General features: G+C 58.1%; 14 protein-coding genes and 1 tRNA gene. 7 read left to right on the forward strand and 8 right to left on the reverse strand.

Annotated features, from left to right (window positions below; all coding sequences use genetic code 11):
* The first annotated feature begins 46 nt into the window (after positions 1–46).
* Positions 47–715 carry an HAD family hydrolase gene (locus tag BA011_RS04110; RefSeq protein WP_065279541.1) on the forward strand — a complete coding sequence of 223 codons (669 nt, stop codon included), beginning with the start codon at positions 47–49 and terminating at the stop codon, positions 713–715.
* Between the two features lie 98 nt (positions 716–813).
* A tRNA-Pro gene (locus BA011_RS04115) sits at positions 814–890 on the forward strand.
* A 197-nt stretch (positions 891–1087) separates the two neighbouring features.
* Here the strand turns inward: BA011_RS04115 and BA011_RS04120 are convergent.
* Positions 1088–1720, reverse strand: a complete 633-nt coding sequence (locus BA011_RS04120) for a class I SAM-dependent methyltransferase (RefSeq protein WP_065279542.1) — start codon at positions 1718–1720, stop codon at positions 1088–1090.
* A 539-nt stretch (positions 1721–2259) separates the two neighbouring features.
* Between BA011_RS04120 and BA011_RS04125 the strand changes: the two genes are divergently transcribed.
* On the forward strand, positions 2260–2481 hold the full coding sequence (locus BA011_RS04125) for a hypothetical protein (protein ID WP_017990988.1): 222 nt from the start codon (positions 2260–2262) through the stop codon (positions 2479–2481).
* A gap of 5 nt (positions 2482–2486) precedes the next feature.
* Here the strand turns inward: BA011_RS04125 and BA011_RS04130 are convergent, their stop codons facing one another.
* Positions 2487–2720 (reverse strand): DUF982 domain-containing protein, encoded by a 234-nt coding sequence (locus BA011_RS04130; protein WP_065279543.1) that lies wholly within the window; start codon positions 2718–2720, stop codon positions 2487–2489.
* Between the two features lie 197 nt (positions 2721–2917).
* Here BA011_RS04130 and BA011_RS04135 point away from each other — a divergent pair, with 197 nt between their 5' ends.
* A complete protein-coding gene (locus tag BA011_RS04135; RefSeq protein ID WP_029872887.1) occupies positions 2918–3130 on the forward strand; it encodes a hypothetical protein in 213 nt (70 codons plus the stop codon).
* Between the two features lie 3 nt (positions 3131–3133).
* Here BA011_RS04135 and BA011_RS44125 read toward each other — a convergent pair whose 3' ends face one another.
* From BA011_RS44125 to BA011_RS04150, 4 genes are all read right to left on the reverse strand, one after another.
* On the reverse strand, positions 3134–3283 hold the full coding sequence (locus BA011_RS44125; protein WP_186806497.1) for a hypothetical protein: 150 nt from the start codon (positions 3281–3283) through the stop codon (positions 3134–3136).
* Between the two features lie 75 nt (positions 3284–3358).
* Positions 3359–3652: a helix-turn-helix domain-containing protein gene (locus tag BA011_RS04140; RefSeq protein WP_003547265.1), complete on the reverse strand. Its 294-nt coding sequence runs from the start codon at positions 3650–3652 to the stop codon at positions 3359–3361.
* 73 nt (positions 3653–3725) lie between these two features.
* A complete protein-coding gene (locus tag BA011_RS04145) occupies positions 3726–4907 on the reverse strand; it encodes an ROK family transcriptional regulator (protein WP_065279544.1) in 1182 nt (393 codons plus the stop codon).
* A 548-nt stretch (positions 4908–5455) separates the two neighbouring features.
* Positions 5456–6070 carry a GNAT family N-acetyltransferase gene (locus BA011_RS04150; protein ID WP_065279545.1) on the reverse strand — a complete coding sequence of 205 codons (615 nt, stop codon included), beginning with the start codon at positions 6068–6070 and terminating at the stop codon, positions 5456–5458.
* Between the two features lie 177 nt (positions 6071–6247).
* On the opposite strand from BA011_RS04150, the gene BA011_RS04155 reads away from it, so the two are divergent.
* From BA011_RS04155 to BA011_RS04165, 3 genes are all read left to right on the forward strand, one after another.
* Positions 6248–7588 (forward strand): extracellular solute-binding protein, encoded by a 1341-nt coding sequence (locus BA011_RS04155; protein ID WP_065279546.1) that lies wholly within the window; start codon positions 6248–6250, stop codon positions 7586–7588.
* A gap of 125 nt (positions 7589–7713) precedes the next feature.
* Positions 7714–8607: a carbohydrate ABC transporter permease gene (locus BA011_RS04160; protein ID WP_065279547.1), complete on the forward strand. Its 894-nt coding sequence runs from the start codon at positions 7714–7716 to the stop codon at positions 8605–8607.
* Positions 8607–9440: a carbohydrate ABC transporter permease gene (locus tag BA011_RS04165; protein ID WP_065279548.1), complete on the forward strand. Its 834-nt coding sequence runs from the start codon at positions 8607–8609 to the stop codon at positions 9438–9440. The genes BA011_RS04160 and BA011_RS04165 overlap by 1 nt, the downstream gene beginning before the upstream one ends.
* A 27-nt stretch (positions 9441–9467) precedes the next feature.
* Here the strand turns inward: BA011_RS04165 and BA011_RS04170 are convergent, their stop codons facing one another.
* On the reverse strand, positions 9468–10712 hold the full coding sequence (locus tag BA011_RS04170) for an O-antigen ligase family protein (protein ID WP_065279549.1): 1245 nt from the start codon (positions 10710–10712) through the stop codon (positions 9468–9470).
* Positions 10709–12271, reverse strand: coding sequence for an undecaprenyl-phosphate glucose phosphotransferase (locus BA011_RS04175; RefSeq protein ID WP_065279550.1), 1563 nt, complete (start codon positions 12269–12271; stop codon positions 10709–10711). Before BA011_RS04175 ends, BA011_RS04170 begins: the two co-directional genes overlap by 4 nt.
* Positions 12272–12316: the final 45 nt, after the last annotated feature.

Genomic DNA, 12316 nt, shown 5'->3' on the forward strand with positions numbered 1-12316 from the left:
GCCTGCACAAAGGCCGCTCCGGCCTCATGCTTGCAAGGAAAAGCCCGTGCCCGCTCTCCATGACATCCTCGACAGATCCTATGACGCCTTCCTTTTCGACATGGACGGAACGCTGCTGAATTCTATTGCGGTCGTCGAACGCGTCTGGAGTGAATGGGCAAGGCGCCACGGCTTCGAGCCGGAGGTCTTCCTGAAGACGATCCACGGCATCCGCGCCTCCGATGTGATCCGCGGGCTTGGCTTGCCTGGCGTCGATCCGGCACATGAGGCGGATCTGCTGCTCGCCGAGGAAATGGAGGATGTCTCCGGCATCGTCGAGATCCCCGACGCCGTTCGTTTCCTCAATGCCATCGCCGATGGCAAATGGGCGATCGTCACCTCGGCGCCGATCGAGCTCGCCAGGCGCCGCATGGCCGCTGCCGGCGTCCCGATGCCGAAGGTCATCGTCAGCGGCCAAGAGGTCAAATCAGGCAAGCCCAGCCCCGAAGGATATCTGCTCGGTGCAAGTCGCCTCGGTGTCGATCCGAAAAAATGCCTGGTCTTCGAAGATGCGGTCGCCGGCATCCTCGCCGGCGAGGCCGCCGGCGCCGACGTCACCGTCATCACCGAAACGCACGCCACGCCCTTCGAAACGCCGCATTTTTCGATCGCCAACTACCAGGCATGGCAGCCTCGTCAAACCGCCGAAGGCCGGCTGAGGCTCGCGGCGATCTGACCATTCGCGCAAACCGCCTCCTTTTTCTTGAAGGCAAGGTTTTTCCGCTTGCATTGCACGCGCTGAAAAACTAAACGAAGCAAGCCGTTTCGGCAGGTCGGGGCGTAGCGCAGCCCGGTAGCGCACTTGACTGGGGGTCAAGGGGTCGCTGGTTCGAGTCCAGTCGCCCCGACCATTTATCCCCTTGAAAAACCCAGTCAGAATGTCACTTTTCTTCGTCCCGCCAGCGGCGGAGAGCGGAACGAGACGTCGGCAGAAATGCTGAAACGGGAACTGTAAGTCCCGAAAAATCCCGAACGAAAATGCCATTTGTTCTTGTTGCAACAAGCTGTGGCGCCGCCATCGCAAACGGCGGCTGGGATTCGGCCGCCGTCAGTGCGGTTTCTGAGCAATCGCGATCATCGACTTCGCCAGAAGCGGAATCCTCCCGACATATTCGAAGTCGACGTCTTCGAAGCCTGCTTCGACGAGCAGCGTGCTGAGCGTTCCGGGAGACCAGAATTTGATATGGCCATGGTCCTTCAGCGGCATGAAATGGTCATCCATCTTTCCGCTGACGGCCAATGCCAGATTTTTCCAGTAACCGTGAAAAGGCGTCGACATAACGGCGATGCCGCCAGGCTTCACCAGATCATACATGGTGGCCGAGAAAGCCTTGGGATCATAGACATGTTCCACCACTTCAAGGCTGATCACGGCATCGAAAGTCCCATACCGGCTGGAAAGATCTTCGTAGCCGGAACCGATTTCCAGCGGAAGATCGGGGTGGGCCGTTCTCGCTTTCGCGATGCCGTCCTTCGAGGGATCGACACCGACGACGTCATAGCCTTTTTCCGCAAGCACGGCTGCAGCACCGCCGGTGCCGCAACCGAGGTCGAACACCGCCGTTTCATTTGCCTCCTGGAAACTGTTCTCGAGAACATCGACAACGGCCGGGAGAATATAGGAATGGGCGGTCGCCGGCTTGGCGTGTACATAGGTCGTAGCGTCCAGTTCGATAGACATTTTACCTCCTGAAAATCTTAAGAAAGTGAGCGGCCAATGGTACGGCGGACTTTGACGGGAGTGTGGTGTCGTTGTGGTATTAAGGTGATTAACGCCAAAGGCGGTCGCGGCGGCTAAGCGTCGCCCGCCGAATGGCTGTAGCGACTGCACGAGACGTCCTCAAGCACGCCCGACGCTCGCCCCAGCAAGGATCCCGAAGCTGATTGAACAGGGTGCCCTGAAGATGCTGAAAACGGCCCGCGTTCAGATTGCCGCATTATAGTGGTTCAAAGCGCCACCGCATCCGGCTCGGCCCTCTTCTACCATTTAAACTAAATAACGCGATGAAATACCCTTTGAAGGTGAGTCATAAATAAATCCTTTAGTTCTTTTGGTAATCCTTCAGTTGGGAGAGGCGGTATTTGTAGCATTTTGTTAAAATTACACCAAATTTGAAAGTTACTAACCCGATTTTGGATTGCAAAAACCTGAAGCCTCTTCGCATTCTCGTGAATATGTGTAGATTAACATTATCCCTGTCACAGATAGCCTAGTCGAGCATGGCGGATATGAAGCACAATCTAACTTGCAGGCAGAGCCTCGCCAGCGCGTTCCAGGCTCTGTCGGACGAGGCCGTCAAAGCCGGCTGGTCGGAAGGCGATGTCGCCCTCGCGCTTGCTGAACTCGCCGAGGAGCGGGTGATTGAGGTTACCGCCAAGGTGATCATGGAAGGCTCCGTCCATCCTCAGCTCATCGCTGCCGGCGGTGGACGCAACAGCTAACGATCTTACACTAGCAATCCCGCCGTTTTCGCTGCCGTGATGAAGGATGCCTGTGCTGCGCGCGGGCTGCGCAGTCCGTCGAGTGCATCCAGGCAGTGCTGGCGCGCAACGCGATAATCGCGCCCACGCTTGCTGGGCCACCGCTTCAGATATTCGACGGCTTCCCAGACGGTCGAAACGATCAGACTGCTGTTTGGAGAAATGACCCTGACGGGGGAGGGAAAGCGTTTTTCACTCACGTCTGCACTCACTGATTCCTGCTACCAAACGCGGCCAGAACGCGCGTGATAGAATTTTGTTCCATAATTTTGTTCCACAGAAATTTGCGCAGTTGCTAAACTTCAGACCCTCGCGCATAATGATTTTATGGTCGGTTGCGGAGGGCGGCTGGCGATGCAAGCGTGGATGCGTTTGCCCTCGGAGGAGATGCGGCGTGATGTTACGATCATCAATTCATCCGCATGATTTACCGCTATTTTCGGAAGATCTCGATCTGCTTTCGCAAGTGCTCGACAAGGTCTGCGACGAACGCGGCCTCGCCAGGACGACGCCGGAGGCCGAGCGGATCGGTGCGGTCATCATTCAGCTCTACAGGCAAGGCGTGAAGGATGGCGGCAAACTCGCCGACCTTGCAAAAACCTATCTATAAAGATCAATTCTGCTCGATCGAGACACCGTTCTTACCGATGCTCATCTCGATCCCCTGCGGCTTGCTTTCCTCGTGGAAGATATAGGCGCCGAGGCCGATGACGGCGACGACAAAAACGCCGATGATGACGTAGAGACCATTGCTGCGGTTCAAGAGACTGCCCCCGATAAGTTATAGGCCCCGATATGTTATGGGACAGCGAAACGCCCGGGCAAGCGATTGGTTCCGTCAGTCGTCGTTGGCGGCGTTGAGGTTTTCCGGCCGGATGCCGTCATCGCTGGAGGTGCGTGCGCGTAACCGGATGCCGGGGCCGCCTTCATCCTGATTGCCGCTGGACAGGAAGATGATGCCGTTCGCCTCGAGCGTGCTGCGCACATCGAACAGCGCGTGCGGCTCGCCCGCGAATTCACCGTTTTCCAGCGCCATTACAGTCTCGACCGGCAGGCCGCTGGCGGCGGCGAGCTCTTCGATGCTCATTCCGATCATGGCGCGCGCGCCGCGTATCTGCGTTGCTGTTATCATGATGGAAAATCTAGCGCATTTCCAGCGCTTCTCAAGTGGCGGCACTGCACGTTGGCCGCACGGCATGCGCTCTTCAAACTTCCCTCAATTTGACACCAAATAGATCGTCATGCATGCGCTCGACCGCGATCCCCATTCCTCCCATCAGGGCGGCGCGGTTCCCAAAGCGACTGATCTCGATGCGCGGCGGATAAGGCGTACAACGCGGCAGAAAACCGCGGATGGCGTTTACGAGTTCCGGTCTTGCGCCGATGCTACCGCCGGTGATCACCAGTTCAGGATCGAGAGCCGCTCCGATTGCAGCAATAGCGACTGCGACCAGCCTTGCCGTCTCTTCGATGGCCGCCGCGGCGCTCGTTTCTCCTGCATTAAACGCGGCGAAGAGATCGGCCACGGTGGATGCGTTGCGGCCGCCGAAACCGACGTAGCGGCGCAACATCGCGACGCTGCCGACCGCACTCTCAAAGGTTCCAAGCGTAAATCCGCCAGGATCAAAAGCATCGCCGCCGATCGGAAGATAGGCGATTTCGCCGGCCGCCCCACGCGCGCCGCGCAACAGAGTTCCGTTGGCGATGATGCCCATGCCGACGCCCGTGCCGAGAGCAACGAAAGCAAAATTGCTGGTTTTGACACCGTGTCCCCGCCATCTCTCCCCTTGGGCGGCCAGGTTGACGTCATTTTCAACGATCACCGGTATCCCCATTCTGTCGCTGAAGACTTGCCGCAGATTTATTGCGTCGATGCCGGGGACGCTTGGCGCTACGTTGATATGTCCGGTAGCCGGATCGAGCACACCGGGACTGCCCAGAACGATGAGACGGAGTTTGTCGGCAGTCGTCCCGGCCGCAAACGCGAGTTCCAAGATAAGATCGCTGAACTGATTGACGAGATGCATTCCGCCGCGCGGGTCGGTGGATACTTTGGTTTCAGCAACCACGTTACCCAACAGATCGCAAATAGCCCCAGCAATCTTGGTGCTTCCGAGATCGATAGAGACGGCCAGTCCCGCCCTGGCGTTGATTTCATAGGTGATCGCATTCCGGCCCGGGCGACCATCGGTCTGCCCGACTGGTTTCAGCCATCCGTCATCCTCAAGGTCGCGCACGACATCGGAAATCGTCTGCTTTGACAAGCCGGTCAGCTTGGCAATATCGGCGCGAGAGATCGACCCGTTCGCGAACACGGTTCGGATGACGGCATTGGTTGAAATTTTTCGTGCGATCGGGGTCTGTGCGACAGAAGATGTCATTGCCATCCGGCTAGCTCAGTCAAATTAGTTCGGAGCGCATACTTAATAGGCGCGATATTAAGTCAGAGCTATCGCGACTAACCGGAATTCAATACATCGAAACGGGCAGTTTGTCTATGTTCTTGACAAATGGGAGGTCAGCTGTAGGCTTGAATTAACGTGCGATGAAAATGCGCGATGAAATAAAGAGGGTCGATGAGAAGTATGCGCCATACCTATCGTCCGGTTAGCCGTGCGCCCGCCAAGATCGCCCAAAGAGGAACTGGCCTGGTCTTGACCGGCTATTTCCTTTTTCGCGTCCCGCGGACTCCTTGAACCTGGCTGCCGAGGATTTGCTCATGATGAAGCCCTCGACTGATGGACAGCTTTTCGCCGAGCAGCCTGTTTTACTGCCAATAGTATCACGCCTTCATGCCGACGTTCATCCGAATGGGCACACTGATCTCGCCTTGTGGGGAGCAGGCAGTTTCGGGCGTGTGAGATTTTCTCCAATCAAGGGTGCTTATACCCGGGAGACAGGGCCTTTCCGTGGCTCGGAGAAACCAGGAAATGCTTCAACCCGATCCCTCATCGATCCGCATTGCGAAGGCGACGGAGCCATCCTGCTCGAATTCGGAAAAGCCGAGGCGACGGTAGAAACCCCTGGCGCGTTCGTTGTTTGGGTCGACCCCGAGATGCACGGCTCCGACCCCGTGGTTTCGAAGCGCTTGAAGCTCCGTGGCGATCATCCTGCGCCCCCAACCGCTTGCCTGAAGTCCGGGAAGGATGTTGATGTGGAGATGCGCCGGGTACTGGTCTTGAAGCCACGCCGTTCCGCTGCGCGGATTTTGAATTCGTTCCATCACGTCGGCGTCGCGCGGACGGGTGGGTGCCAATCCCGCAATCTGCTGGCGGACGAACGGCCACCAGTTTGTCTGCAAGTCTCTGTCGAACCTGCTGGTGTCCGGCACCCCTACGACATAGCCGGCCGGCCGGCCGTCCTGAACGAGAACAAAGGCAAAGTCCTTGGCGAATTTGAGGTAGGGTACCGACCACACATAGCCGGGCAGATGCGGGTCGCTATAAAGCGCGCTGGCATCCTCACCGCCATTCGCGGTTTTCAGGCAGATGTCGAAAAAGGCGTCCATATCCGCTTCAATCGCGGGGCGGATGAAGCAGCTGGTGTCCATCACTTTGCCACCTCCTGCGTGGCGCTTTGTCATTTTGGGTCGGGAGAGGAGCGGATGCATTGACGATTACCTCAGAATCGCCAGCCAGGCAAAGCTCTGGGGGAAGAAAACGTTCGGCCTGTGCTTGGCGCAAGGCCTGAGCGGGGAGTGGAAAATAAACCAGATGAGGTGGAGCAGATGAAAAGAACCGTGAAATCGATCAGCTTACTGCCGGCATACCGATTGAAAGCAGCTGTCGCGCTTGCTGGCGCGGCGCTTTTGAGTTTTGGCCTTTTTTCGACAGCCGCGCGCGCTGACGACCTGGCAGTGTGGGACGACCAAACCTATGAAGGCCAGAGTGCGGTCATAGAGCAGCTCAACAAGGAGTTCGAAGCTGCCCATCCCGGCGTCACGATCAAGCGCACCGCCCGCACCTTTGATGACATGAAGTTGACGCTGAAGCTTGCAGTTTCGGCAGGTGATGGCCCTGTCATCACGAAAGTCAATCAGGGTGCGGGTGACATGGGGGCGATGGTCAAGGAAGGATTGCTCCTGCCGGTCGACGACTACATCAAAAAATATGGCTGGGATAAGCGCCAGTCGGATTCTGTGCTTGCCCGAGACCGCTGGGAAGATGGAAAATTTGGGGTCGGCAAGACCTACGGCATATCAGGCCTCGGCGAGATCGTTGGCCTCTACTACAATAAAAAGATCCTCGCCGATGCGGGAGTAGCGCTGCCGCAAACCTTCGAGGAGCTGCTGGCCGGTCTTGATAAGCTGAAGGAAAAAGGCGTTCCACCCTTCATGATGGGCTCGGCAAAGCAGCATCTGGCCCTGCACATGATCGGCGCCATCGAGCAAGCGCATATCGACGCAAGCAATCGTGCCGAGCTTGACGATCTGATTTACGGCCGGGGCGGCTCCTGGAACACCAAGGGGAACATCGAATCCGCCAAACTCGTGCAGCAATGGGCACAGGGCGGTTATTTTTTCCCCGGTTTCGAAGGCATCTCGGGTGACGACGCCGTCCAGCTTTTCATTTCCGGGCAGGGCGCGTTCCTGATCTCCGGGACCTGGTATTTCGGTGACATGCAACACAATCCGGATATCGGCTTCATGGCGATTCCCGCCCCGAAAGGTATTTCCAAGCCCATGAGTGTCGGGGGCGTGGATCTTGCCTGGGCGATAACGAGCCTTGCCAAAACGAAGCCGACACAGGACGTCGCCGGCGCGTACATCGATTATATGGTCTCGGAAAAGGCTGCTGAAACCTGGGCCAATGCTGGCTATCTTCCGGCGACGTCGCTCGCGGCTGACGCCAAGCCAAAGCTCACGCCGCTCCTCAGCTCCGGCATCGAAATGTGGAAGACACTCAACGCAAACGATGCTCTCGGCCATTACCCCGACTGGTCGAGCCCGACGATGCTGAAGACAATAGACGACAACACGCCGCTTCTTCTGTCCGGCAATATCACGCCCGAAGCCTTTGTCGATGCTATGGACAAGGATTATCAGGCGTACCTGAAGGATAAGAAATAAAGATTGCAGGCGCTGGTCACGGCCGTCCCCTGCGGTCGTGACCTTAGTCTCTTCGAGCCAAATAAATGAGCACTGCGATCGGCTTGCTGCGCGATGACCACAGCTTTAGCTTTATGGAGTAATGGATGAAACGCTCCGCACTTGATGGCTCGCAACAGACCAATTTTATCTATTTATTGCCCGGATTGCTGTTCTACGCGGCTTTTGTCTTTGGACCGATCATCGCGGCTTTGGGTTTGAGCCTGACCAGCTGGGACGGCCTGAGCATGCCCAAATGGGTTGGTCTCGGCAATTACGTCGATCTTTTTTCTGACAGCCGTTTTTATATTGCCTTGCGTAACAATGCCGAGCTTATGATCTTCTACTGTGTCCTGCCGCTCGTGCTTGGCATAACTCTTGCCGCTTGTGTCTGGAATCTGAAGCAGCGCGAACAACTTGCGCTGCGGACCTTCCTGTTCCTGCCTTATATCATGCCGACTGCCGTGTTGGGCATCATCTGGGCATGGCTCTACAATCCTGCATTTGGCCCATTCAATCAGTTTCTCAGAGCAGTGGGCTTAGGCGCCTTCGCACTCCCGTGGCTGGGAGATTTCAATTTTGTGCTTCCCGCGGTCGGGATCGTTGCCACCTGGTATTTCTTCGGTTTTTGCATGGTCATCTTCCTGACCGGGATTCAGCGCATCGATCCGTCTCTTTTCGACGCTGCCAAGGTCGATGGTGCTTCGGCGCGAAAAACCTTTTTCTGGATAACGCTGCCGCTTCTCTTGCCTGAGATAAGGGTGGTTTTGCTGCTGACGGTCATAGCGTCAATCAAAAGCTTCGACCTGATTTTTACAATGACCAGGGGCGGACCCGCCAACGCGACGCTCGTGCCGAACATCTACATGTATCAGCTCGGCTTCGAGCTTAATCGGTTCGGCGCTGCGGCGGCCATCGCCATTGTCGGCGCGGTCCTCACATTCATCATCAACTTTGCAATTCACCGGCTGGTGGGCTCGCAGAACAAAGGACGGGCTTGATGAGCCGTTGGTCTAACATCTCCGCCGGTACGCTATTCCTTCGCCTTGTCCTCTGGCTTCTTGCTTTCGTAACGATCACGCCGTTCCTGCTTCTGCTTCTGACCTCGATAAAGAGCAAGGCCGACGTTCTGCAGGGTGCATTCGCGCTGCCGGCATATCCACATTTCGAAAATTACCTCGCTGCTTGGAATGCCGGACATTTCAACATTTATTTCTGGAATTCGATCATCGTTGTCATACCCGTCGTTGCTGCAAGCGTCTTTTTAGGCCTGCTGACCGGTTTTGCCTTCGCCTACCTGTCGTTCCCGTTCCGGCGCACGCTATTCGCTATCCTAACGCTCGGCATGATGGTGCCGGCGGAAGCCTTCATCATCCCGCTTTATTATGAAATGCGATATCTGGGATTGATCAATACCTATGCGGCTTTGATTTTGCCGCAGATCGCGATGTCGATACCGTTCTCGACGATCTTCCTCGCCAGCGCGATGCAGCAACTGCCGGAAGAAGTTCTCGAAGCGGCGGTTCTCGATGGCGCCGGACGCTTCCATATCCTGCGCAAGATCGTCGTCCCGCTCATGGTGCCGGCAATGTCGACACTGGCGCTGTTCCTGTTCATATGGACCTGGAACGAGTTTCTGATTCCGTTCATCCTGGTCAACGACGACGACTATCGGACGCTGCCCCTCGGCATGCTGTTTTTCCAAGGGCGTTATACCGTCAACACGCCGGTTCTGACCGCCGGCGCGGTGATTGTCATTTTCCCGCTCATCGTGACTTATCTCATTTTTCAGCGGCGGTTTATTGCCGGCTTGACGGCAGGAGCGACGAAATAGACAGCCGATGCGGTCGGCGGCAAGACCTCACGCCGCGCCCCTCACTCTTCGCTCGCGCTTGTGGCGCACTTCCAGCGCCGCGCAGCCCCAGACCGTGCCAAGCAGCAGATAGACATGGCGCCAGTGGTCGATATCGATGACGTTGCCGATCGCCGCATGGCCGAGAACCGAGATCCAGGCGATCATCAGGAAGGGCTGCCACGGCCGGTCGAGCAACAGGTTTCGGAAACCGAGAGCCAGCGTCCAGAGAAGCATGCCGACATAGCTGACAAAGCCGAGCCAGCCATAGGAGGTGAGCGATTTCAGCCAGATATTGTGCTCGTCCTCGGGAAACATCGTGCCGAACACCAGCGGGCCGATGCCGAGCGGGCGCTCCATCATCATGGTGAAGCCGATCCGATGGCGCTCGAAGCGGCCGAGATGTTCGCCGTCATATTGCTGTACCAGCTGGGCGCGCGCCGAAAACAGTTCGGCGACCTTCGGGATCTGCAGAGCCACCAGCAGCGACGCGATCAGCATGATGATCGCCGCCAGCGACAGGACCAGGACGCGCAAGCGAAAGGCGCCGCTGCGCTCCTTCAGCAGCATGATGAAGATCAGCAGCACCACGCCGAGCGCGAACAGCCCCCAGGCGGCGCGGGAAAAGGAGAGGAAGATGCCGAGCGCAAGCACGAGCAGGGCGGCGGCCTTCAGCGGCGATTTCTTCAGGTCACCGACCAGGATACCGTGGACGAGATAGAGCGATGGCGGCACCAGGAAGGGGCCGAAAACATTCGGATCCTGGAAGGCGCCCTTGGCACGGTCGTAGAGCGTGAAGATTTCCGCGCCCGGGAAGGCGTGGAAATAGCCGAGTATGCCGAGCGCGGAGGTGGCGACGGCGGCAAAAGTCCAGGCATTGAAGATCAGCGGCAGCCGCTTGTGGCTGTCCTCGATGATTGCCGCGTAGAAGACCGCCGTCAGCGCCAGGAAGGTCGACACCGCGATATACATCGGCGCCGTTGCCAGGTCCTTCATCTGCGTCAGCGACAGCATGCCGCCGATATTGAAGGTCAGCAGCAGGGCAAGCAGCGGCGCCACGCTGCGCGAAATCCTGAGGCCCAGGATGAACCAGAGGCCGATCAGCCCCGCCATCCAGAGTTCATAGGGTGCCGGCTCGTCGATCACGAAACCGGAAAGAAAGACGCCGAAGGCGACGAAGGCCGAGCCGATCAGGCGCAGCGTCATCCGCTGCGGTTGGGCGACACGGGGATATGTCGCCTCGATCGCGCTCAATAGGCGTTTTCCGTGTTGAGCAGTCGGATCGGCGTCAGGAACAGGATCTTGAGATCGAACCAGAGCGACCAGTTCTCGATGTAGTAGAGGTCGTAGGCCGTGCGGAACTTGATCTTCTCGTCATTGTCCACTTCGCCGCGCCAGCCGTTGATCTGCGCCCAGCCGGTGACGCCGGGCTTGACGCGATGGCGGGCGAAATAACCCTCGACGACATCGGCGAAGGCGCGATCGCGCGCCTGGGCGAGAACGGCATGCGGGCGTGGGCCGACCAGCGAGAGTTCGCCCCTCAAAACGTTGAAAAGCTGCGGCAATTCGTCGATCGAGGTCTTGCGGATGAAGCGGCCGACGCGGGTGACGCGTGGATCGCCCTTGGTTACCGCGGCCTTGCCGGTGGGGTCGGCCATGTTGGTGTACATCGAGCGGAACTTGAAGACGTTGATGATTTCGTTGTTGAAGCCGTGGCGCTTCTGCATGAAGAAGACCGGGCCTTCGGAAGTCGCCTTAATGGCGATCGCGGTGGCGATCATCAGCGGCCAGAGCAGTGCGAGCGCGACCAAAGTGAAGAAGATGTCGAAGCCGCGCTTGGCGACGGAATCCCAGTCGCGTATCGGCTTTTTGAAAATATCGAGCATCGGCACCGAGCCGACATGCGAATAGGCGCGCGGCCGGAAGCGCAACCGGTTGGCATGCGCGGCAAGGCGGATATCGACCGGCAGAACCCAGAGCTTCTTCAAAAGGTCGTAGATACGGGCTTCGGCCGACAGCGGCAGGGCGATGATCAGCATGTCGATGCGCGTCAGCCGCACGAATTCGACGAGCTCGGCCACGGTGCCGAGCTTCGGATAACCGGCGACCATGATCGGCGAGCGTTTCTCGCCGCGGTCGTCGAAGATGCCGCAGATACGGATGTCGTTGTCGGCCTGCTGTTCGAGGATGCGGATCAGGTCCTTGGCCGGCTCGCCGCCGCCGACGATGACGGCGCGGCGTTCCATGATGCCGTTGCGCGCCCAGTTACGGATGCCGTAGGCGACGAGGAAACGCTCGGTCGCAAGGAAGAGCGCACCCGCGGCGAACCATGGGATATAGGCATCGACCATCGCCCATGTGGTGCCGCGAATGAGCGCGAACAGGCCGACGGTCAGGAGAAGCGCGATCGTCCACGCGGCGACGATGCGCGGCATCAGCCGCAGCTTCGCCCGAAGGGCAGGAATGGTGTAGGTGTCGGCAAGCTGCAGGCCGATGACGGTCAGGGCCGAGGCGATCGCTGCCATGCCCGTCCGCATCCAGGTGGAATCGCTGCCGTCACCGGGCCAGAAATAGCGGACGATCAGGGCAATCGCGAAGAGCGCCAGGAATTCCAGCAGCCGCAATTGCCCGATGATGATCACAGGCGAATTGGTTCCGTCGCGGAACTGTTCGGCGATCTGCCGGGCATAGGGGTTGATTTCGGTCGGGTCGGAAGGCTTCTCCTGACCCGCGCCGCCGCGCGCCTCGATGTCGGAGACCTGCTTGCGCAGTGCTTCCACGTCGAATTGATCACCTTTTTCCAGCTTGTTCATGGGGCCCAGCTTGTTCATGGGGCGTAGTCGCTCGTTGTCAGCAAG

Origin of the sequence: Rhizobium leguminosarum (assembly GCF_001679785.1) — a bacterium.
GTDB classification, from domain to species: domain Bacteria; phylum Pseudomonadota; class Alphaproteobacteria; order Rhizobiales; family Rhizobiaceae; genus Rhizobium; species Rhizobium leguminosarum_R.